The 21,655-nt window shown below is 63.4% G+C and carries 17 protein-coding genes and 2 pseudogenes; 16 read left to right on the top strand and 3 right to left on the bottom strand.

What is annotated here, in order from left to right; genetic code table 11:
• Positions 1-63 precede the first annotated feature (63 nt).
• Positions 64-573 (top strand): OmpA family protein, encoded by a 510-nt coding sequence (locus tag WS45_RS25455; RefSeq protein WP_059702293.1) that lies wholly within the window; start codon positions 64-66, stop codon positions 571-573.
• A 56-nt stretch (positions 574-629) separates the two neighbouring features.
• On the opposite strand, the gene WS45_RS34050 is transcribed toward WS45_RS25455, so the two are convergent.
• A complete protein-coding gene (locus tag WS45_RS34050; protein WP_082722023.1) occupies positions 630-1,250 on the bottom strand; it encodes a hypothetical protein in 621 nt (206 codons plus the stop codon).
• Positions 1,251-2,062: 812 nt separating this feature from the next.
• Between WS45_RS34050 and WS45_RS25445 the strand changes: the two genes are divergently transcribed.
• The 9 genes from WS45_RS25445 to WS45_RS25405 all read left to right on the top strand — a co-directional run bounded on the left by WS45_RS25445 (position 2,063) and on the right by WS45_RS25405 (position 13,258).
• A complete protein-coding gene (locus WS45_RS25445) occupies positions 2,063-3,181 on the top strand; it encodes a branched-chain amino acid ABC transporter substrate-binding protein (RefSeq protein ID WP_059534285.1) in 1,119 nt (372 codons plus the stop codon).
• Between the two features lie 173 nt (positions 3,182-3,354).
• Entirely contained in the window at positions 3,355-4,281 is a 927-nt protein-coding gene (gene livH / locus WS45_RS25440; protein ID WP_059702289.1) for a high-affinity branched-chain amino acid ABC transporter permease LivH, read from the top strand.
• An 11-nt stretch (positions 4,282-4,292) separates the two neighbouring features.
• Positions 4,293-5,564: a high-affinity branched-chain amino acid ABC transporter permease LivM gene (locus tag WS45_RS25435; protein ID WP_059534289.1), complete on the top strand. Its 1,272-nt coding sequence runs from the start codon at positions 4,293-4,295 to the stop codon at positions 5,562-5,564.
• On the top strand, positions 5,561-6,334 hold the full coding sequence (livG, locus tag WS45_RS25430) for a high-affinity branched-chain amino acid ABC transporter ATP-binding protein LivG (protein ID WP_059692064.1): 774 nt from the start codon (positions 5,561-5,563) through the stop codon (positions 6,332-6,334). The genes WS45_RS25435 and livG overlap by 4 nt, the downstream gene beginning before the upstream one ends.
• The gene (locus WS45_RS25425) at positions 6,334-7,035 is read left to right on the top strand and encodes an ABC transporter ATP-binding protein (RefSeq protein ID WP_006484776.1); all 702 of its coding nucleotides are present in this window, start codon (positions 6,334-6,336) and stop codon (positions 7,033-7,035) included. The genes livG and WS45_RS25425 overlap by 1 nt, the downstream gene beginning before the upstream one ends.
• Before the next feature lie 1,111 nt (positions 7,036-8,146).
• Positions 8,147-8,701 carry a fimbrial protein gene (locus tag WS45_RS25420; protein WP_059692065.1) on the top strand — a complete coding sequence of 185 codons (555 nt, stop codon included), beginning with the start codon at positions 8,147-8,149 and terminating at the stop codon, positions 8,699-8,701.
• 115 nt (positions 8,702-8,816) lie between these two features.
• Positions 8,817-9,584, top strand: a complete 768-nt coding sequence (locus WS45_RS25415) for a fimbrial biogenesis chaperone (RefSeq protein ID WP_156437273.1) — start codon at positions 8,817-8,819, stop codon at positions 9,582-9,584.
• A 162-nt stretch (positions 9,585-9,746) separates the two neighbouring features.
• Positions 9,747-12,308 carry a fimbria/pilus outer membrane usher protein gene (locus WS45_RS25410; protein WP_082722028.1) on the top strand — a complete coding sequence of 854 codons (2,562 nt, stop codon included), beginning with the start codon at positions 9,747-9,749 and terminating at the stop codon, positions 12,306-12,308.
• A gap of 8 nt (positions 12,309-12,316) precedes the next feature.
• Positions 12,317-13,258: a fimbrial protein gene (locus WS45_RS25405; protein WP_082722022.1), complete on the top strand. Its 942-nt coding sequence runs from the start codon at positions 12,317-12,319 to the stop codon at positions 13,256-13,258.
• A 44-nt stretch (positions 13,259-13,302) separates the two neighbouring features.
• Here the strand turns inward: WS45_RS25405 and WS45_RS34045 are convergent.
• Positions 13,303-13,731, bottom strand: a pseudogene (locus tag WS45_RS34045) (aminotransferase class III-fold pyridoxal phosphate-dependent enzyme); the annotation flags it as partial.
• Positions 13,732-14,536: 805 nt separating this feature from the next.
• On the opposite strand from WS45_RS34045, the gene WS45_RS25395 reads away from it, so the two are divergent.
• On the top strand, positions 14,537-15,691 hold the full coding sequence (locus WS45_RS25395; protein WP_306459420.1) for a right-handed parallel beta-helix repeat-containing protein: 1,155 nt from the start codon (positions 14,537-14,539) through the stop codon (positions 15,689-15,691).
• A 138-nt stretch (positions 15,692-15,829) separates the two neighbouring features.
• Here the strand turns inward: WS45_RS25395 and WS45_RS25390 are convergent, their stop codons facing one another.
• The gene (locus tag WS45_RS25390; RefSeq protein WP_059702279.1) at positions 15,830-16,462 is read right to left on the bottom strand and encodes a response regulator; all 633 of its coding nucleotides are present in this window, start codon (positions 16,460-16,462) and stop codon (positions 15,830-15,832) included.
• A gap of 291 nt (positions 16,463-16,753) precedes the next feature.
• On the opposite strand from WS45_RS25390, the gene WS45_RS25385 reads away from it, so the two are divergent.
• The 5 genes and pseudogenes from WS45_RS25385 to WS45_RS25370 all read left to right on the top strand — a co-directional run bounded on the left by WS45_RS25385 (position 16,754) and on the right by WS45_RS25370 (position 21,624).
• Complete coding sequence (locus WS45_RS25385; protein WP_156437272.1) at positions 16,754-17,239, top strand: flagellar transcriptional regulator FlhD; 486 nt, start codon at positions 16,754-16,756, stop codon at positions 17,237-17,239.
• Positions 17,236-17,829: a FlhC family transcriptional regulator gene (locus tag WS45_RS25380; protein ID WP_059702277.1), complete on the top strand. Its 594-nt coding sequence runs from the start codon at positions 17,236-17,238 to the stop codon at positions 17,827-17,829. The genes WS45_RS25385 and WS45_RS25380 overlap by 4 nt, the downstream gene beginning before the upstream one ends.
• Positions 17,830-18,186: 357 nt before the next feature.
• Positions 18,187-20,574: an RICIN domain-containing protein gene (locus WS45_RS25375; RefSeq protein ID WP_059702275.1), complete on the top strand. Its 2,388-nt coding sequence runs from the start codon at positions 18,187-18,189 to the stop codon at positions 20,572-20,574.
• A gap of 74 nt (positions 20,575-20,648) precedes the next feature.
• Positions 20,649-21,038 (top strand): annotated as a pseudogene (locus WS45_RS35250) (hypothetical protein); the annotation flags it as partial.
• A complete protein-coding gene (locus tag WS45_RS25370) occupies positions 21,025-21,624 on the top strand; it encodes an SCO family protein (RefSeq protein WP_059702273.1) in 600 nt (199 codons plus the stop codon). The pseudogene WS45_RS35250 and the gene WS45_RS25370, both read left to right, overlap by 14 nt.
• The last annotated feature ends 31 nt before the right edge of the window (positions 21,625-21,655 follow it).

Here is a 21,655-nt window from a genome sequence, read left to right as displayed (position 1 = left end):
GGCGAGGCCGCGGCGGCGGGATAATAAGCGCGCGCGAAGCGGGCGCGTACGAAGGGGTCGATCATGGATGACTCGTTGCCTGTGAGCATTGGGAGGGTGTGCGTCGCGAGTGCGGTGCTTCTGTGCCTGCTGCTCGGCGGATGCAAGACGCCGCCGCTTCATCGGGGGCTCACGCAGACGCAGGTCACGGCGCTGAAGTCGGCCGGCTTCCAGGAGACCGAGCAGGGGTTCGAGTTCGGGTCGACGGGGCCGATTCTGTTCGATTTCGATCGGTACAACCTCAAGCCGGATGTCAGGCGGATCGTCGAGCGGATCGGCAGGACGTTGAGGTCGGCGGGGATCAACGGCGTGCGGGTTTATGGATACTCCGACGAGGAAGGGGAGGCTGCTTACGATCTCGAGTTGTCGCGGCGGCGGGCGGAGGTGGTGGCGATCGAGCTGGTGGACGTGGGGCTCGACGGGAAGCGGATTGCGGTTGTCCCGAAGGGGAAGAGCGATCCGGTGGGCGATAACCGGACACCGGCCGGGAGAATGCAGAATCGGCGGGCGGCGATCGTGGTTTCGCCGAGGTGAGGGGCGTCACGTCCGGATGATCAGCGACGTCAGCAGTCACGACCCGCCACCAAACATCACCAAGCGATATTGCAAGACGATCGCGACGCTCCCGCACCACCCGTAGCCGTGCAATGCGAACCCGCGCCGTTGTCGTAGAACGTCCGCGTCACCGGCTGCGGCATCGATGGGTTGTACGGATTCGGCGCACCGTGCGGACCGCGCGCGGCATCGAAAGGCCGCGTGGGCGGATACGAATTCCTGCCGCCAGGCGCTTGCGACCCGTTGGCCCTCAGATAATCAGTCCAGTTCTGCGCGCGCTGTTCGTATTGGGGTAACGCGCGACCGAAGCTATCGCTTCCGCCCGCGCCGAGCGCAACGCGATTCGAAGGCCATGCAGAATCGCCGGCCCTGTGTTCAACCGAAGGCTGCGGCTCGAGCGTATCGCCCGAAACCCGCAACGGCCGCGTATCCGGCGTATCGAACGGACTACGTTCAGCCCGCGCCGCGTACTTCGCGCGCCGCGTCGTTAGCGCGGCACGCGCGTCATCCCTGGCGACAGCCCGGCGTTCCGAGCGAAACATATTGGCCCCGCCGGAACCGGCAATCAGCGAATCGCGGCCCGAGGCGTCGGCGGTCGAAACAGAAAGCGCACAAGCGAGCGCGGCGGCGGAAGAAAAACGGAGAGGATGATTCATCGGGATCCGAACCAGGTGATGTGCAATGAGAAAAAACGGCAGATCACTGGCTGGCGGCTCGGCGACGTATGGGCGTCGAAGCGGCCCTGAAGCGACTGCGAATCGCGGAAGGGGCGACTCACAGGAAGGCTGGCTGGATTGCAGAAGCGAGGCCGCATTATTTCATAAAAATCACAAACAGCTTTCGCGTGAAGTGTAAATGTCGGTAAACAGAAAGATTGGCGGCGCAGTCGCATCGCCCCGACACGGTGCACGCCGACACAATCATCAGTTGATTGATCATCGGCGATGGGACCCTGAGTATCAAAAAATGCACACGACGCACGACGACAAATCGCCGAAACCTAAACCCGGCAAGGAATCCATCGACGAGCCCACCCAAAATCGCAACCCAATTGCACCCGTCGCAAACGTTCGCCGCCCACCTCAGTTGCTCCCACATCGCCACCTTGCGCGAGTCAAGTTTCTCCGTGTTTTCCCTCATAGAAGCGGCATTTTTGACAGACGATTTGAAAACCCCCATATAATTTCGACTGCCTTGCCAACGGCTGTCGGACCATCCCTCCGAACGAGCAGTTGGCAAGCGGGGCAGGCGAAACGCTTGCGCAATGCAAGACGCATCACGATGTCTTTCCGAACCAGACGTCCCCCTTGGGGGACTGCAAGAGCCGGGCCCCGCTACGCAACATCCATCCGCAGGTCCGTCTTCATGTGTCTCGGGCGTGTCCCATGTCCTCGCCCCGGGTGCTGTTCGATTGCGCAAGTCATGCCGCCTTTGCCCGTATGACTAAACAACATCGAGGAGCTCCCAGATGACGCTGTCCCGTCTTACGTCCATTTCCGCCGCCGCCGTGCTGTTCGCCGCCGGCGCCGCCGCCGCGCAAGCGGAAACCGTGAAGATCGCCATCGCTGGTCCGATGAGCGGCTCGGTCGCCCAATACGGCGACATGGTGAAGGCCGGCGCGCTGACCGCGATCGAACAGATCAACGCGGCCGGCGGTGCGGGCGGCAACAAGTTCGAAGTCGTGCAGATGGACGACGCATGCGAACCGAAGCAGGCCGTCGCCGTCGCCAACAAGATCGTCAGCCAGAAGATCAAGTACGTGATCGGTCACGTGTGCTCGGGTTCGACGATCCCCGCATCCGACATCTACGAAAACGAAGGCATCGTGATGGTCACGCCGTCGGCCACCGCGCCGCAGCTGACGGAAGGCAAGAAGCGCCACTTCATCTTCCGCACGATCGGCCGCGACGACCAGCAAGGCCCGGCCGCCGCGCACTACATCATCAACAACGTGAAGCCGAAGAAGGTCGCGGTCCTGCACGACAAGCAGTCGTACGGCCAGGGCATCGCGTCGTCGGTGAAGAAGGACCTCGAAGCCGCGAAGATCCCGGTCGTGCTGTTCGAAGGCATCAACGCCGGCGATTCGGACTACTCGGCGATCATCACGAAGCTGAAGTCGCAAGGCGTCGATTTCGTCTACTTCGGCGGCTACCACCCGGAAATGGGCCTGCTGATGCGCCAGGCGCGCGAGCAGGGCGTGAAGGCCACGTTCATGGGGCCTGAAGGCGTGGGCAACAAGGACGTGACGGCAATCGCCGGCCCGGCTTCGGAAGGCATGCTGGTCACGCTGCCGGCCGACTTCTCGGCCGACCCGGCCAACGCGGCGCTCGTGAAGGCGTTCGCCGACAAGAAGCGCGACCCGAACGGCCCGTTCCAGATGCCGTCGTACGCAGCGGTGAAGATCATCGCCGACGCGATCGCCGGCGCGAAGACGACTGACCCGACGAAGGTCGCCGCGTACATGCACAAGACGACGTTCGACACGCCGATCGGCAAGGTCGCGTATGACGCCCAGGGCGACCTGAAGGCGTTCAAGTTCGTCGTCTACACGTGGCACAAGGACGCGACGAAGACCGCCGCCAAGTAACAACGGAGTATCCGCCCGCGCGCTCGCTCTGCCCGTAACCCGAGCGGAGCGCGTGCGCATTTGGCCGTTCCGCGGCCGACGGGCGGCCCGAGACGACACCGTGCGTTGCGCGCGGCCGAACGCCGTGATCCGGCGACGGCATGCGACCCAGCGCCAACGGGAGCTTCCCGCACATGACTGACTTCTTTCCTCAATTCGCCCAGCAGCTGGTCAACGGCCTGACGCTGGGTGCGATCTATGCGCTGATCGCCATCGGCTATTCGATGGTCTACGGCATCATCGGCATGATCAACTTCGCCCACGGCGAGATCTACATGATCGGCGCGTACGTGGGCCTCGTGACCCTCACCGCCATCGGCATCTCCGCCGGCTATCCGCTGCCGCTCGTGCTCGGCGCCGCGCTGATCGTGTCGGTGATCGTCACCGGCCTGTACGGCTTCGCGGTCGAGCGCGTCGCGTATCGGCCGCTGCGCGGCGGCCCGCGCCTCGTGCCGCTGATCTCCGCGATCGGCATGTCGATCTTCCTGCAGAACTACGTGCAGATTGGCCAGGGCGCGCGCGACGTGTCCGTGCCGGTGCTGATCTCCGGCGCGTTCGACATCCACCTCGGCGGCGACTACGACGTGACGATTCCGTATGCGCGTCTGTTGATCGTCTGCGTGACGATCGTGCTGATGATCGCGCTGACGCTGTTCATCTCGCATTCGCGGATGGGCCGTGCCTGCCGCGCATGCGCTGAAGACATGAAGATGGCGAACCTGCTCGGCATCGACACGGACCGCGTGATCTCGTTCACGTTCGTGCTCGGCGCGATGCTGGCGGCCGTCGGCGGCGTGCTGATCGGGCTGACGATCGGCAAGCTGAATCCGTACATCGGCTTCGTCGCGGGCATCAAGGCGTTCACCGCCGCGGTGCTGGGCGGGATCGGCAGCATCCCGGGCGCGATGCTCGGCGGCGTGCTGCTGGGCCTCGCCGAAACCTTCGCCGCAGGCTACATGCCGGCCGAGTACAAGGACGTCGTCGCGTTCGGCCTGCTCGTGCTGATCCTGCTCTTCCGCCCGACCGGCCTGCTCGGCAAGTCGGACATCGAAAAGGTTTGAGGGAGACGCAGATGAGTCAAGTCATTTCCGTTCGCCGCCCGGCCGCCGACGCTTCGGTCGGCCAGGCGCTGAAGAATGCCGCGGCCGCCGCGCTGCTGACGGCGATCCTCACGATTCCGGTGCTCGGCCTGCAGTTGAAGCTCGACGGCTATCAGGTCGTGCTGACGCCGCACTGGCGTCCGGTGTGGATCGCGGTCGCGGCCGTGTTCCTGTTCCAGTTGTTCAAGCCGTGGCTCGTGCGCGCGAAATCCGCAGTGAAGCTGCCGGCGATGCCCGCGATGGGCGCGCAGCAGCAGCGCGCGATCATCTGGGTGCTGCTCGCGGTCGGCCTCGTGTGGCCGTTCTTCGGTTCGCGCGGCGCCGTGGACGTCGCGACGCTCGCGCTGATCTACGTGATCCTCGGCCTCGGGCTGAACATCGTGGTCGGTTTCGCGGGGCTGCTCGATCTCGGCTATGTCGGGTTCTACGCGGTCGGCGGCTATACGTACGCGATGCTGAACCAGTATTTCGGGCTGTCGTTCTGGGAGTGCCTGCCGATCGCGGCGATCGCCTCGGCGACGTTCGGCTTCCTGCTCGGCTTCCCGGTGTTGCGTCTGCGCGGCGACTATCTCGCGATCGTCACGCTCGGCTTCGGCGAAATCATCCGCCTGCTCGCCAACAACCTGACGAGCCTCACGGGTGGCCCGGACGGCATCTCGAGCATTCCGAAGCCGACGGTGTTCGGCTTCGAGATGGCGCGCTCGGCGAGCGTCGAGGGCGCGAAGACCTTCCATGAGCTGATCGGGCTGGAATACAGCGGCGAGCACATGGTGATCTTCCTGTACCTGATCGCGCTGGTGCTGGTCGGCTTCACGCTGTTCGTGACGAGCCGCCTGATCCGCATGCCGATGGGGCGTGCGTGGGAAGCGCTGCGCGACGACGAGATCGCCTGCCGCTCGCTGGGTCTCAACCCGACGCGCATCAAGCTGTCGGCGTTCACGCTCGGCGCGGCGTTCGCGGGCATCGGCGGCGCGTTCTTCGCCGCGCGTCAGGGCCTCGTGAATCCTGAATCGTTCACCTTCATCGAATCGGCGCTGATCCTCGCGATCGTCGTGCTCGGCGGGATGGGTTCGCAGCTCGGCGTGATTCTCGCGGCGATCCTGCTGACCGTGCTGCCGGAAGTCGCGCGCGGCTTCGCCGAGTACCGGATGCTGATCTTCGGTCTGGTGATGGTGTTGATGATGATGTGGCGTCCGCAGGGCCTGCTGCCCGCGAGCCGTCCCCACGTGGAGCTGCCGCAATGAGCGCGAATACGGAACTGTTGAAGGTCGCCGGGCTGCAGATGCGCTTCGGCGGGTTGCTCGCGGTGGACGGCATCGATTTCGACGTGCGCTGCAACGAGGTGTTCGCGATCATCGGGCCGAACGGCGCGGGCAAGACCACGGTGTTCAACTGCGTCGGCGGCTTCTACAAGCCGACCGGCGGCGACGTCGTGCTCGACGGCCACGCGATCGCCGGGCTGCCGAGCCACAAGATCGCGCTGAAGGGTCTCGTGCGCACGTTCCAGAACATCCGCCTGTTCAAGTCGCTGACGGTCGTCGAGAACCTGCTCGTCGCGCAGCATCGCAAGGTGAAGTCGGGGATGCTGCACGGCCTGTTCGCGACGCCCGCGTATCGGCGCGCGGAGAAGGAAGCACTCGAGCGCGCGGCCGTATGGCTCGACCGGATGGGGCTGACGGCGGTCGCCAACCGCCAGGCCGGCACGCTGTCGTACGGGCACCAGCGTCGCCTGGAGATCGCGCGCTGCATGATCACCGAGCCGCGCCTGTTGATGCTGGACGAGCCGGCGGCCGGTCTCAACCCGCAGGAGAAGATCGAACTGCAGCACCTGATCGACAAGCTGCGCCGCGAGTTCGGCGTATCGGTGCTGCTGATCGAACACGACATGAGCCTCGTGATGGGCGTGTCGGACCGCATCCTCGTGATGGAGCACGGCCGGCCGATCGTGATCGGCACGCCGGAAGCGGTTCGCAACGACCCGCGCGTGATCAAGGCGTATCTGGGGGAAGAGTGATGCTGAAGCTGGAACAGGTCCATACGCACTACGGCGCGGTCGAGGCGCTCGCGGGCGTGTCGATCGAGGTGAACAAGGGCGAGATCGTCACGCTGATCGGCAGCAACGGCGCCGGCAAGACGACGCTGATGATGACCGTGTGCGGCACGCCGCGCGCATCGTCGGGCCGCGTGCTGTTCGAGGGCAACGACATCACCGCGATGTCGACGCACCAGATCATGCGACAGGGGATGGCGATCTCGCCGGAAGGACGGCGCGTGTTCCCGAGCCTGACGGTGCTCGAAAACCTGAAGATGGGCGGGTTTTTCGCGAGCCGTCACGAGATCGACGACGGCATCGAGCACGTCTTCAAGCTGTTTCCGCGCCTGAAGGAGCGCGCGGCGCAGCGGGCCGGCACGATGTCGGGCGGCGAGCAGCAGATGCTGGCGATCGGCCGTGCGCTGATGAGCAAGCCGCGCCTGCTGCTGCTCGATGAGCCGACGCTCGGTCTCGCGCCGCTCGTGATCGCGCAGATCTTCGACATCATCCGGACGATTCGCGACGAGGGCGTCACGGTGTTTCTCGTCGAGCAGAACGCGAACAAGGCGCTCGGCGTGGCCGATCGCGGCTACGTGCTCGAAACGGGGCGCGTGGTGCTCGCCGATACGGGCGCGAACCTGCTCGCGAACGACCGGATCAAGCAGGCGTATCTCGGCGGTTGATGCTGGATGCCGCCGGCCTGCAACGGGCCGGCGGCACTCGGTACTGTCCGCGCGACACCGACGTCAGGAACAGTCGCAATCCATCGCCCGGCCGGTCATTTGCGGCCCGATCGCGTGCCGCCGGGCCGTTCATATCAGTGAGCGCGTTTCCCCCTTCGGATTATGCGTGCTCAACATCCCCGCCAGCTCTGGGAGCGATCCGCTCTCCCCAACCGTTAATCATTGTCAAACCGCGCTTATCCCAAATTTTATGAGATGAAATTAGGATGATTCTTATATCGTGCGCGGATTCCAGAAAAGTATCATTTAAATAGTTTAGTTGCCGACGGGAAATTTTACTGCTGCGCACTGCAAGAAAATGGAAGTATGAAGGGTTGCCTTGGTCGGTTGTTTGCGATGGGGTAATTCTGAATTCGCCGGCGTTTGATCGAATTTACGCGAGGTGTGCCAAGCGCCGATAACCAGATCGTCATCGCAATGCAATCCGCGTATTGCAATGGCGAATACCTGTCGCCCACGGTCAAGCCGCTGCCGGCAGCGCGGCCGTCAAGAAAAATAATAAGGGCAGATGCCGGCTGGGATGAGCGTCGAGAGAGAACGCGGTTGCGCTTCCACACCCGTTCGGCTCGTCTGTCAACAGAGGCCGCCGGGTATCCGAGCAAAGGCAAGCGTGCAATGCGCAGAAGGCCGGGCCGATAAAAACCGGCGTGAAGCGCGATCTCGAACTGATCAAGCGCGCAGTTCGGGCATCGGCTCAACACATCTTTTGCCGGTTTTCCGGGCGGTGGGCCCGGGGCGCTTTCCTGCAGGCGCCGAGATCGACGCGGGTTTGGGGCGGATGCTGTTGTCTTGCGGGTGTATCGGTAAGTCGTTGACTTAGTTATTGACTTGTAACGAAACCCGAAAGATGTATATCGGCGCGATTCGCTCTGGAATGGCCGGCCGGCCAGGATTGTGTAGTGGCATAGGCGTCGCGCTCCATTGATAAAAAAGATCTTTGTAAATGTGGGCGCTTATCCGGATAAATAAATCGATTGGACTTTATCGGCGCTGTGGGAGGTAAGTCTGGATTTTTTTATTCGTTTGTTTGTGTAACCTGAGGGAATCTCAAATGAAAAAAATCACCATGTTGATGTCCGCTGTCGGCCTGGCAGCCGCGTTCGGCGCGAATGTCGCACACGCATCGGACGGCTCGGTCCTTTTCCAGGGCGCGGTCATTGCCTCGACGTGCAAGATCAGCAACGTCTCAGCCAACGGCAATGTCACGGTCATGCTGCCCAATGTCGGCACCGCGCAGCTTTCCGCAGCGGGCAAGAGCGCAGGCCGCACACCGTTCAGCTTCCAATTGACGGGGTGCAGCACGGCGGCTTATGCGCCGACGCAAGTCGCGGTTGCGTTCGAGCCCGGTCCTGCCGTGAACCTGGCAACGGGCCGGCTGAAGCCGACCGGTACGGCGAATCCGGCGGCCAATGTCGAAATCGGGCTGCTGAACGACACGTATCAGCCGATCAAGGTCGGTGCGGCTTTCGAGGATCAGAGCTCGCAGGTAGTGAAGATCGTCGACGGCGGCGCGACGCTGCAATACGCAGCGGAGTACGTGGCGACTGGCGTGGCGACGGCCGGTGACGCGAGCACCTATGTCACGTATTCGCTCGTGTACCCCTGATTCGGAAATGAGCTGAATTGGCGGCTGGCCATCCTCCGCAGTGGCCAGCCGAGGTTCGGATCGACAGGCTGTCAGATTGGCCGCGCATCGGAACAATTCCCAGAGGATAGGCAGAATGAAATTGAGGAATCCATACAAAAAAGCGTTTTCGATGATGGTATTCGGCACGCTGGCGATTCTGACGCTGATGTTGCCGTTGACCGAAGCGTCCGCCAGCGTGGTGCTCTCCGCTACGCGGATCGTCTTCGAGGCCAAGGACAAGGAAGCCACGATTCAACTGGTGAACGAAGGGAAACAGCCGTCGCTCGTGCAGGCATGGATCGACGATGGCGACATGCGTGCGTCGGTCGATGAAATCGACGTTCCGTTTGTGGTGACACCGACCGTGTTCCGCGTGGAGCCCGGGAAGGGCCAGGCGCTGCGGATCATTTACAGCGGCGAACCCTTGCCGGCCGACAAGGAGTCGTTGTTCTGGCTGAACGTGCTCGACGTGCCGCCGAAGGCGGCGGCTACTGAAGACCGGAACGTATTGCAGGTCGCTTTTCGGTCGCGCATCAAGCTGATGTACCGGCCGGCCGGTCTGTCCGGGGATTCTTCCGAGGCGCCGAAGGCGCTCAGATGGAGCCTCGTCCGCGACGACAAGCAACAGATCGTTCTGAAGGCGGAAAACCCGACGTCCTACGTCGTCAATCTGGGCAGCGTCACGCTGAATGTGCGCGGCAAGCCGTTCACGGCAGGAATCGGCCACATCCTTCCGGGCGAGGCGGCAACGTTCCCGGTCAAGGGGCTCGGCGCCCGTGACGTTGGCGATGCGACCGTGACGTACAGCAGTGTCGACGACTGGGGAAGCGGTCGTGCGCATGAGGCGGCTGTCGCGCACTGATGTCGGGAGAAGAAGGACCGCAGTCGCCCCACCGACGATGTCGGCGTGAAAAAAGAAAAGCGATGCTCTTCAGAGAGGGAAATCATAGTGCGTCGGCGTACCAGTTTGCCGCAAGAGAATCGGCCCAAGCTGAAATCGATTTGCGCGGCGTGCCTGATCGCGATGGCGGGATGGCAGGCAGAGTCTGCATATGCGACGACGCAACAACTCGCGCAAACGGAATTTGCCCAGGTTGAGTTTCAGGGGGGATTCCTGAACAACGCGAGCGGCGGGATCGATGTATCGCGCTACGCGCGCGGCAACGTCGTGCGTGCCGGAAAGTACATTCCGGACATGTATGTCGACGGCCGTTGGATCGGGCGGTTCGAATTGACGTTCAAGTCGGCGCCCGGCGTCGCCGATGCGCAACCGTGCTTCGATCAGTCGATGCTCGAGACGATCGGCATCGACGTCGAGCAACTGTCCGAGGAGGTCCGGACGACGCTCGGCCGGCCCGGCGCATGCATGCGCGTCGGCGAAGCGCTTCCGGAGGCATCGGTTGAATTCGACTTCGGCAACCAGCGCGTCGATCTGAGTATCCCGCAAGCGTCGCTGCGGCGGCACGCGCGTGACGCGGTGAATCCGGACCAGTGGAGCGCCGGCGCGCCGGTCGCGATGCTGGGTTATAACGTCAACGTCTACAATTCGCACGTCAAGGGCGCAGCAAGCAACACGCAGGGCTACGTGGGTCTTGACGGCGGCTTCAATTTCCAGCGCTGGCATTTTCGTCACAGCGGCTCGATGAACGTGGACAACCGCGGTCGGACGCGTTACGAAGCGGTCTCGACCTATGCGCAGCGCGACCTGACGTCCTGGATGTCGCAACTGGTGATCGGCGAATCATACACGTCGGGCGATCTGTTCGATTCGACGTCGTTTCGCGGCGTGCGCGTCTACACGGACGACCGAATGCTGCCGGAGTCGCAGCGCGGTTATGCACCTGTCGTGCGGGGTGTCGCCAACACCAACGCGAAGGTGACCGTCATGCAGAACGGCGTGAAGCTGTACGAAACGACCGTTGCGCCGGGCGCGTTCATCATCGACGATCTTTATCCGACCGGTTACGGCGGCGATCTGCACGTCTCCGTGATGGAGGCCGACGGCTCGGTGCATTCGTTTACGGTGCCGTATGCCGCGGTTCCGTTGTCGTTGCGTCCCGGGCAAAACCGCTACAGCTTCACGGCCGGTTTCGTGCGCAACCTTCCCGAGACGACGCCTTTCTTCACGCAGGCAACCTGGCAGCACGGCTTCACCAACATGCTGACGGGCTATGGCGGCGCGACGGTCGCGGAGGGCTACGCCGCCGCGATGCTCGGCGGCGTGCTCAACACGTCCTGGGGCGCATTCGGCGTGGACGTCACCCATGCCGTGACGTCGATTCCGCGCGAGCGGCGCTATTCGGGACAAAGCGTCCGCATCAACTACGCGAAACAGATCGATGCGACCGGCACGAACATCGCCATTGCGGCTTACCGCTATTCGACGGATGGTTTTTTCGGTCTGAACGATGCGATGTCCGCGCGCGACCAGGCCAAGGTTTTCATGGGCTCGGCGGGAATATACCGGCAGCGCAATCGCATGTCGTTCACGATGAGTCAACAGCTCGGCAGCAAGGGCGGCAGCCTCAACGTGACCGCATCCGCGATGACGTACTGGAATCGCAGCGGGTCGGACGTCGACTATACGATCGGCTACAACAACAGCTTCCGCGATGTGTCGTACAACCTGTCGGCGACCCGCCAGCGCGACGCGTGGGGGCGATCGAGCACGTTACTGTACGCAGGCCTGACCATTCCGCTCGGATCGAAGCGGCCTGCGATGCTGTCGCTCAACTTCAATCGCGACACGCAAGGGTCGACGCGGGCGCAAACGAGTCTGTCCGGCGCGCTTGGGCGCGAAGGCAATTTCTCGTATGGCGTGAACGTCGATCACGATGCAAGTCGTGGTCGATCACAAACCGCCGGCGGCGCGAACGCGATGTATCGCGGCTCGATTGCGGACGTCAGCGGCAGTTTCGGTGTCAGCACGGATTTTCAGCAATTCTCGCTGGGCTTGCGCGGCGCGATGGTCGCGCATCCGGGCGGCGTCACGTTGTCTCAGCCGTTGTCGGAGACATTCGCGATCGTCAAGGCGCCCCATGCGGAAGGGGCGCGCGTCACGAACATGTCGGGCGTGCGCGTCGGACGCAACGGCTATGCGGTCGTGCCGTTTCTGTCGCCGTTCAGGATGAACGAGATCACGCTCGATCCGAAGGGGTTGTCGACGGATGTCGAATTGCAGGAAACGAGCCAGCGCGTCGCGCCGCTCGCGGGCGCCGTGCCGCTGCTCGAGTTCAGGACGACGTTCGGTCGCTCGGCGGTGATCCGCATGCATCGGCCGGATGGCGCGCCGGTGCCGTTCGGCGCGTCGGTCGTCGATCAGGATGGCGCGGATATCGGTGTGGTGGGGCAGGGCGGCAAGCTCTTCGCACGCGGATTGTCGGAGCGCGGCGATCTGTTCGTGGAGTGGAATGGCAGTGGCGAAAAGTCGCTCTGCAAAGTCTCGTATGCGCTGCCTGAACGGCGCGCCAGGCAGGGTCGGGGCGCCGGCGGACTGCCGCAGCGCGTCGAGTTGCCGTGTGTATCGGTGGAACACGCGGATTACCGGCCGAATCTCTCGACGGGCGATTCGGCTCAACCCTCGTGAGGAAACGTATGAGGACAATTCGAGGCGTGGTCGCCTGTGTCTGGCTTTTCGCGTTGGGCGCGTTCGTCTATTCGCCGTCAGGTGTCGGACAAACGGTCACGCCAGTCAAGCTGTGGTATTCCCCGTGGGGTTCCCCTCTTTCCATTCCGACCACCGCGCCGCCAGGGACCGTCGTGCTGCGCGCGCTCATACCGGTCGACTGGATGGCCTTATGCGGTCAACCATCATGCGAGATCACCAGCGTCACGCTTTACGACAAGGGTCTTGCCACCAACCCTCCGATCGCCGGCCCTGACATCAGTTCGCGAAACCCGGGTTTGAAAATGCAGGTGCTGTTCGATGGTCAGCCGGTTACGTCGAGCTCGGTCGGCGTCAAACCGTCGCGTGTGGAGTTGATCGCGATCAGGACATCGAGTGCCGTGTACACGACTGGCCTCTCATACCTGACGACGACCGGCATGACGGTGTTCGGCGTTGGCGGCGGCTCATCGTTCAGCGTGAATGCCGGTCAGGCGCCGGTTACACCGATCGTCGGAACGTGCAATGTTCCGGACAAGACAGTGAATTTGCCGCAAACGGTCGTGTATCAATTTGGTGGCGTTGGTACGACAACGAATGTCGAAGTGCCGTTCGACTTGCAGATGGAAGCGTGCCCGGCCGGTTACAACCATGTTGGCTACACGCTGGCGCCGGCCGGTGGGGCTCCGGCTTCCGCCAATGGCGTGCTGCCGAACGGCCCCGGGACGACGGCTTCCGGTGTCGCGATCCAGTTGACGGACCCGGGCGGCACGCCGGTTCAGTTCAACACGCCGATGAACCTCACCTCGTATGACACGGCGACGGGCGGGTCGTACACGGTTCCGCTGGTTGCACGATATATCCAGACAGCCGAGACAATCGGCGTGGGCGCCGTGACGGGCGTCGTCGAGGTGCTGATGGATTATCGCTGACGGCTTTCCGGGCGCGCGCCCGCGGCGCCGGGAGGAGGGGGCTGTGTGCCGGCGCGCCCGACACCGGTTTGCGCTTCGTCGAGGATCAGCAGCGTCCTGCGCGCCTCACACTGCTTGAGCGCCGCCATGTAGCCTTCCGGCAGTTCGATGATGCCGCCCGAACTGAGGATCGGCTCCGCGACGGACGCGGCGAGTTGCCGCTCGCCTGGCGATCGATCAGGTCGAATGCGGAGTCGGGTTCGGCGAGAGGATCGTAGGCGCCGTCGCGCTCGAAGCGCGGCCGGTACGTGAACGGCGCCGGAATCGCGAACGAACCGACGGCGGCCGGACCGACACCCTTGCGGCCGGCGCCGTACGCGGCGGACGCCGCCGAGCCCGTTCGATTCCGCGCCGGTGCTCAGCAGCAGCGCGCGATCGAGCCCGGGTGGCGTGATGTTGGCGAGGCGCGTCGCGACATCGACGACGGGGCGAGACGCGACGTGGTGCTGACGCATCCCGGCGAGCGGTTGCTCGTGCATGCGCAGCGCATCCTGCGGCAGCACGACGTTGTTGTGACGCACGGTTTGAGGTCGTCGCGCTTTCATACATCGGAATTGATCAGTAAAGCTAAATACTGACACGCGGCTCGTCTCGAGAACACATTCACGTCTGGCGCGCGACGTCCCGAGCCGGCACGACGAGTCGTAAGCCGGTCCATATCGCGGATGCGACAGGGGCACACGACCCGTCCTACGACGTCGCGGGGCTTCTGTCCGATTTGCACGCGCCAACGGCGAAATAGACTTCCAATCGAGCGAAATGATCGTATGGGTCCGGAGACGAAGCCGGCCGACCCGCGTCGCTCGTGCAAGGGCTTCGGCATGTCGCTCGACGGCCGCACGCTGCCGGCTCCGTCGACGTCGAGCCGCTCTTGGGGGAGCGGCTCGCCTGTATCGGCAGACGAACGGGCATTGGCCTGAAGCAAGGCCGGCTGTCCAAGTGGTTTCGCACGAAATCGTTCTGCTCCGATGTTCGACACGTGTCGAGCCGGCTCGCCGGCCGACCGTCGACGCGTTGCGGCCGGATGCCGCCGCATCGCGCTGCGTCGGGCGGATGCCTATCGAGGGGGTCATCATGACCAGGTCATTTCGTATTGTCAGTGCCGGAGTGGTTGCATGCGCGTGTTGTGTCGCCAGCTTCCCGGTTCATGTTTGCGCGGTGACGCTTACGGGCTACGCCGCGCCGTGGCGTATCGCGCATGCGCGATCGCGACCGGCAACGACTGCCGTGCCGCCGGCCGTGACCGTCAGGCCGGCAAGCGACGGCAGCGACCAGACCGATGCATTGCAGGCGGCGCTCAACGCACTGCAGGCCGGACAAACGCTGATACTCGCGCCGGGACGCTATACCGTCAGCCGCTCGTTGTCGGTGGCGGTGCCGGGTGTCGTGGTGTCGGGCTACGGCGCGACGCTCCTCGCGACCAATCCGTCCGACCAGACGCTCGTGATGAGCGGCGCCGGTTCGACATTGGTCGGCGTTACGCTGATCGGTACCGGTGCGACGCGGCTCACCACGCCCGAATCGACCAAGGTCGAGGTGACGGGCACGGACGTCCAGGTGCTCGGCGTGACGATCCAGGGCGGCGCCAGTGCCGGGATTTTCGTGTTCGGCGGCAGCAACGTCGCGATCGTGGGCAATACCGTGCGGGCCACGCTGGCCGACGGCATCCACACCACCTACGGTTCGACCAACGTGCTCGTGCAGAACAATACTGTGACGGGCACGGGTGACGACCTGATCGCCGTCGTCAGCTATCTGGGCGACGGCCGTCTCAGCAGCAACGTGCTGATCGACCACAACACCGTGTCGGCGAATTACTGGGGGCGCGGCATTGCCGTTGTCGGCGGCCAGGCCGTGACGATCTCGAACAACACGGTCGACGGCGTGCAGAAGGCGGCCGGCATTCTCGTCGCACAGGAGGACAGCTGGCGCACCTTCGGCGTGTCGAACTTGGTGATCGACAACAATTCGGTGACCAACATCCAGAATTCGAATGTGAACAACGGGCTGCAGCCGACGCAGCAGGGCGCGCTCGAACTGGACACGTGGTCGGGCTCGGTGTCGTACGTCAAGGTGACGCGCAATCGCGTATCGGGATCGGGCTCCGCGGGGTTCCGGGCAATCGGCAACGTGTGCGAATTCCAGGTCTCCGACAACACGTTCGCGTCGGTCGCCGGCACGCCGGTGTCGCTGCTGTCGCGCGGCTGCACGGCCAGCCAGATCGTCGTCAGCGGCAATACGATGGACGGCGTCGCGCTGGTTCCGCCGGTCGGCGCATCGTCGTCCGGAACGATTCCGGCCGCCGGCGCGGTGACGGCGGCGATGCCGCGGGTGCGAACCGGCTTGATGCAATCGACGGGCGGCGCTGCGCCGGCAGCCGGCGTGGCGCGATGACATCGCGTGCACATTGATGGAACGGCGTCGCCGGCGCGGCCGGCGCGCGCCGGGCACGACGCATGAACGCCGTCCGGTTCGTGTCGCCGTGCCTTCGACCGTACATGCATCGCATGCGTCGCGGCGAGGCGAGGCAGTTCAGAGGAGCCCCAGGCGCTGGCCTGTCGCGGCGGCTTGGGTGCGATTGCGCACGTGAAGCGCCTTGAAGATCGCGGTGATGTGCGCCTTGACGGTCTTCTCCGACAGGCCGAGCCGATCGGCGATGAGCTTGTTCGGCACGCCTTCGGCGATCAGGCGCAGCACGTCGAGCTGGCGCAGCGTCAGGCGCGGGACGTCGGGTTCGTGCGCGGGCGGCGGGTTGCGATGCGCCGACTGCGTATCGAGCAGCAGCGGCGGCACGTAACGCTCGCCGTTCATGATCATCTTGATGGCCGACAGCAACGTGTGCACGGTCGAGGATTTGGGAATGTAGCCGAGCGCGCCGTGCGTGAAGGCGGCGCGCACGTCGTGCGGATCCTCGGATGTGGACAGCACGATGATCGGCAACTCGGGCCGGACCTGCGTGATCGCCGCAATCGCGGCGAAACCGTCCATGCCGTTCATTTTCAGATCCAGCACGATGACGTCGAGATCGGTGTGCTGTTCGAGCAGCCGCATTGCATCGTCGGCGTTGCTTGCCTGAATGTCGACCATCCCGTCATGATCCTGGCGCAACAACTTCGCCACGCCATCTCGCAGAATCGGATGATCATCGACGATGAGTATTTTCATGTAAATAAGAATTAAGTCTGGAGGCGGACCTCTTCTGATTTTGGAGAACCCGGTTCTTCGAAAAGTCTTAATACTTTGGTCGTATTCGATTCTGTTTCGCCTCGGGCTAACGTCGGATTTACATCCGGAAAGTCATGGTTGATACTGGATCATCGCGGCCTTCCGTGCGGTGACGCGCACAACGAGCATAACGAAGATCGCGACAGCAGGGGCCGGGCGAGTTACGGACGCCGAGATTTTTCGGGGTGCGATCGAGCCCGGGTGCAGACTATACGATGAAAAGAGCCGAACGTGCCAATACGGGGCGCGCTGTTTTATTTCAATCGATTGCTTTCTGAAAATCGGCAATTGATGTTTAAGCAGGTGATTTGCATCGTGAAACAGGGCATATTACTTTGCTCGAATTTTCGAGACGTCTCCATCGGCCTGAATCGATATCAATCAAGGTGCAATATGGGAACTATCAATGAAGAAGAGTCAATTCGCGACCTGAACCTGTCGTATCTGTGGCTGGCGCAGCGGTTGTTGCAGACGGATCGCGCGACCGGCATGTTTCGCCTCGGCGCCACGCCGGAAATGGCCGGCACGCTGGAAAGCTTGACGATGCGATCGATGATGAGCCTGTCGTCGTCGGGGCAGCTGCTTTGCGTACTGCGCCTGAGCCGATACGAAACGGTCGCGGCGCTCGCGCGGCCCGAATCGCCGGGCGACGCCGTGCGGCTTCATACCGCGATGGCGCTGTCCAGTCTTGGGGCTTTCGACCAGGACGCGCCGTGAGCGGCGGCCCCCGGACGGCGCATGCCTCGAGTCTTACCGATGACGCGAAGCACGTGTTGGCGGCCGTGACGCTGATTCGGCTCGGTGCGCGCCCGCAGATGCTCGAAATCGAACTGTCGCTGCCGCATGAGCGCCTGGTCCGGCTGTATCGCGAGGTGCGTGGCGTCGCGCCGCCGAAAGGCCGGCTGCCGTTCTCCAGCGACTGGTACATGACGTGGCAGGCCAACATCCACGCGTCGCTGTTCCTCAACGCCTGCCACTTTCTGCGGAGCAACGTGAAGTGTGCGCGACTCGATGCGCTCGTGAAGGCCTATGAATGGTATGCGAGGCGATGCGACGCGGCACACTGCGAGCCGCTGCTCGACCTGACGCGTGCGTGGCTGCTGATTCGTCTCCTCGACAGCGGCGTGCTGTCGACGGCGCGCTGTGTCCGATGCGACGCCGCATTCGTCACGCATCGCCACGGCCTGCGTCGCAATCGCGTCTGCGTCGCGTGCCGTCCGCCAGCGCGGGCCGGCAAGCGCAGCGGTGGCACGAAGCCGCAGCCGTGTGTCGCAAGCCCGTCCGGCGCGAACACGCGCATCGTGTAGAAGCCGACCGCGGCCTTCGGTCCCGCGCAGTGACGCTAGAGTGCGACGCCGTGCGCATCCGCGTTGGCCGTCAAGCGTTGCCGCATCCATCCGCCTTCTTCCATCGGCGATGCGTCCGCACGGATTCCGAGGCTGCCGAACCCGATCCGCCACCGCATGCCCGGCCCCGTCACGATCCAATCCGTCGCGCATCGCTTGCGTGTCATCTGATTTCAGAAAAGACGAATAACTCGCAATGCGGATGGAGTGAAGTTGCCAAGCGGCTCGAATAATTCGGATGGTGCGGAAACGTACGGTTGCAGAAGCCGAGCGGAGATATACATCTTTCCTGTCATCAACGATATCGATGAGGGCCGTATGCGCGATCTCTGGGGGAAAGTTGTCATCTGGATGTTGGTCCTGGCGAGCACGCTTGCGTTCAACAGCGCTTTCGCGATTGGCAGTCCGTCATACACAGATATCGTTTCCGCGAACAGCGGGCTCTGTCTGACAAGCGCGGGGAATTCTTCGGCATCGGGTGCCAGCATCGTGCAGACCTCGTGTTCAGGTCAAGGCAATACGACCTGGTCGTTCGTACCGGTAGCCGGAAACCGGTATCACATCGTGCTGCAGGGCAGCGGTCTGTGCCTCAACGTACCGGGCAGTTCAAGCGCGAGCGGGACGCAGTTGATTCAGTACGGTTGCCAAGGCAGCAACCTGTTGAACGATCAGTGGACGATCGTCGCGGTTGGATCGAGCTACCGGATCGTCTCTGCACTGAACGGCTTGTGCGCGAATGTAAGCGGCGGGTCAACCGCCAGCGGCGCGAGCCTGATCCAGTCGGGTTGCCAGGGCGCCACTCAAACCAGCGACCAGTTCAATCTGTACTTGCCCGTCAACGCGTCGACCAACGTCGTCGTTGCGAGCAGCGGCCTGTGCATGACGATCGGCGGTGGCGCGATCGTGCAAGGCGCGTGCAGCAACCAGGGTGCCACCGGCTGGCTCTTCCAGCCGGTCGGTAGCGGATACCACGTGATTGCCCAGTCCACGGGGCAATGCCTGAACGTCTATCAGGGCCAGCGCACGAGCGGCACGCCGCTGATTCCCTACACGTGTCAGGACAGCTCGTTGACCAACGATCAGTGGACCGTCGCGCCGGTTGGCGGAAAATATCAATTGATTTCGGTCTCGAGCGGAATGTGCGCGAGCGTCAGCGGGGGATCGCTCGCGTCCGGTGCGAAGTTGAGCCTGTCTCCGTGTCAGAATGCGGCGGCGAGTGGCCAGTTCGCGTTGACGTTGCCGCAGGCCTTCCCGGTCACACTGCCGTCCGCATGGAGCCCGGTCATCACGTTGCCGGTCAATCCGATCGGCATCGCGAATACGCCCAACGGCAAGCTCGTGATGTGGTCGTCGAACCAGCCCTATACGATCCAGAACGACGTCGGATTCGCGACCACGCAGACGCAGACCGCACTCTTCGATCCCGCGACGAACGCGGTGACCCAGTACATCGAGACTTCCGCGGGTTCCGACATGTTCTGCCCGGGCACCGCGATGCTGTCCGACGGGCGGCTGCTGGTCAATGGCGGCGACAGCAGTCCCAAGACGACGCTCTATGATCCGACGGCGAATACCTGGAGCGCGGCCGCGACGATGAATATTCCGCGCGGTTACCAGGGCGACACATTGCTGTCGAATGGTACGGTGATTACGCTTGGCGGTTCGTGGAGCGGCGGGGTGGGGGGCAAGACGGCCGAGCTGTGGGACGGCGGCCGATGGACCGTGCTGTCGGGCGTGCCGGAGACGAACGTCATCGGCCCGGATCCGCAGGGCATCTATCGTGGCGACAACCATCTGTGGCTGTTCGCGCAGTCGAATGGCAGCGTGTTCCATGCCGGCCCGAGCGCGCGGATGAACTGGATCTCGACGAGTGGAACCGGCTCGATCACCTCGGCGGGAAATCGCGGTGTCGACCCATACGCGATCAACGGTACGGCATCGCTGTTCGATACGGGCCTGATTCTGAAGGCGGGTGGCGCGAAGTCGTATCAGCAGAACGGCAATACGTCGACGTATGCGTCGAATTCGGCGTACCTGATCGACATCACGCGTGGTCCGGGGCAGCCTGTTTCGGTGCAGCGGCTGAACGGCATGACCTATCAGCGCGCATTCGCGAACAGCGTCATTCTGCCGAACGGCAATGTCGTGATCGTTGGCGGTCAGAGCTTGCCGATGCCCTTTACCGACACGACCGCGATCCTGGTGCCCGAGATATGGGACCCCGTGACGCAACGCTTCAATCTTCTTCAGCCGATGCGGACGCCGCGCACTTATCACAGCACCGCGGTTCTTTTGTCGGACGGGCGCGTGTTCGTCGGTGGCGGCGGGCAATGCGGTGTCGGCTGCGTGAACAATCACCTGAACGCCGAAATCCTGACGCCGCCGTATTTGCTCAATGCCGACAATACGCTTGCCTCGCGCCCGTCGATCGTGTCCGCTCCGGCCAGCGCGATGCACGGTTCGACGATCACGGTTTCGACCGGTGGCGCAGTTGCGTCCTTCGTGTTGATGCGGATGTCGTCGGTGACGCATTCGACGAACAACGACCAGCGCCGCATTCCGTTGCCGATCCTGTCGACAAGCGGTACCTCATACCAATTGTCGATTCCGGCCGATTCAGGTGTTGCACTGCCGGGCTACTACATGCTGTTCGCGCTCGATGCGAGCGGCGTCCCCAGCGTCTCGAAGGCGGTCCGGATTCTGTGAGGAAATACTTGTCATCCCGATCCAGCCACCGGTACGTCGCACGGTTGTTGTGCGTCGCGTTACTCGGCGCAGGTGGCTCGTGTGCGATGGCGAGCGACGACCGCGAAGCGGGGCACGCACTTTTCACCGGTGCGGCTCCGCTAACGGGCCGGATGTTGACCCACCCCGGCGATCTTCCCGCGAATGTCATTCGGTGTGCAAATTGCCATGCTCCGGAGACCGGTCCCGCCGTGCGAAATTCGATTGCACCACGCCTTACCCGCAACTGGCTCGTTGATCTGCAAAGCCGGCGGGGTGGCCCTCCGAGCCGGTACGATCAGGAGGGGTTCTGTACGATGCTGCGCGACGGAGTCGATCCCGCCTATGTGCTGCTCAATGTCGAGATGCCGCGCTATCGCATCAGCGATGGCGATTGCGCCGCGCTTTGGCACTTTCTGACCGGTGCGCGCAATGGCCCCGCCTGATTTTCGTGCGCGCCGACGCGCGATACGTATTGCCGCGCTTCCGGCCGTTGCGTTGTCCGCATTGTGCACGTCGACGCTTGTACGCGGACAAAATACGCCGATCGCGTATCACGGCGGAAGCATCAAGCCTCCGGTGCTTGTCCCCGACTGGCCGATTCTCACGGCGCAGGGTCGCGAAACGCGCCTGCGCGGGTTGCTGGCCGGTCGCATGACTGCGCTGCAGCTGTTCTTTACGGGTTGCTCTACCGTTTGCCCGATCCAGGGCGCCGTCTTTCAGCGTGTGCAAACGTTGCTCGGCGCGCACTCGGACGTTCAGTTGCTGTCGCTCAGCGTCGATCCGTTGTCCGATACCCCGGAACGAATGCGTGCGTGGCTCCGGCAATTCGATGCCCGGCCGGGGTGGACTGCCGCGGCTCCGGCGTTGCAGAACGTCGATGCCGTCCAGGCATTGTTCGGAGGCGGCGTGACGGGGCTGGACAATCACGGAACCCAGGTTCACGTGATCGACCGACGCGGGCAACTGATATGGCGCACTTATGAATTGCCATCGGCGGAAACCGTCGCCGCGCTGCTGAAGCAGGCATAGACGCGAGCTTTTGCGCGTACGTCGGTTCTAG

Source organism: Burkholderia sp. RF2-non_BP3 (assembly GCF_001522185.1).
GTDB classification, from domain to species: Bacteria; Pseudomonadota; Gammaproteobacteria; order Burkholderiales; family Burkholderiaceae; genus Burkholderia; species Burkholderia diffusa.
The sequence above is the reverse complement of the archived record's forward strand: the minus strand, read 5'-3'. Positions and strand labels throughout refer to the sequence as shown.

Bases quoted from the DNA above. Each gene is read 5' to 3' on its own strand.
- WS45_RS25435 (WP_059534289.1), top strand. From the start codon at position 4,293: ATGAGTCAAGTCATTTCCGTTCGCCGCCCGGCCGCCGACGCTTCGGTC.
- WS45_RS25445 (WP_059534285.1), top strand. From the start codon at position 2,063: ATGACGCTGTCCCGTCTTACGTCCATTTCCGCCGCCGCCGTGCTGTTC.
- WS45_RS25375 (WP_059702275.1), top strand. From the start codon at position 18,187: ATGCGCGATCTCTGGGGGAAAGTTGTCATCTGGATGTTGGTCCTGGCG.
- WS45_RS25410 (WP_082722028.1), top strand. From the start codon at position 9,747: ATGGCGGGATGGCAGGCAGAGTCTGCATATGCGACGACGCAACAACTC.
- WS45_RS25390 (WP_059702279.1), bottom strand. From the start codon at position 16,462: ATGAAAATACTCATCGTCGATGATCATCCGATTCTGCGAGATGGCGTG.
- WS45_RS25425 (WP_006484776.1), top strand. From the start codon at position 6,334: ATGCTGAAGCTGGAACAGGTCCATACGCACTACGGCGCGGTCGAGGCG.
- WS45_RS25420 (WP_059692065.1), top strand. From the start codon at position 8,147: ATGAAAAAAATCACCATGTTGATGTCCGCTGTCGGCCTGGCAGCCGCG.
- WS45_RS25370 (WP_059702273.1), top strand. From the start codon at position 21,025: ATGGCCCCGCCTGATTTTCGTGCGCGCCGACGCGCGATACGTATTGCC.
- livH (WP_059702289.1), top strand. From the start codon at position 3,355: ATGACTGACTTCTTTCCTCAATTCGCCCAGCAGCTGGTCAACGGCCTG.
- WS45_RS25455 (WP_059702293.1), top strand. From the start codon at position 64: ATGGATGACTCGTTGCCTGTGAGCATTGGGAGGGTGTGCGTCGCGAGT.
- WS45_RS34050 (WP_082722023.1), bottom strand. From the start codon at position 1,250: ATGAATCATCCTCTCCGTTTTTCTTCCGCCGCCGCGCTCGCTTGTGCG.
- WS45_RS25405 (WP_082722022.1), top strand. From the start codon at position 12,317: ATGAGGACAATTCGAGGCGTGGTCGCCTGTGTCTGGCTTTTCGCGTTG.
- livG (WP_059692064.1), top strand. From the start codon at position 5,561: ATGAGCGCGAATACGGAACTGTTGAAGGTCGCCGGGCTGCAGATGCGC.
- WS45_RS25415 (WP_156437273.1), top strand. From the start codon at position 8,817: ATGAAATTGAGGAATCCATACAAAAAAGCGTTTTCGATGATGGTATTC.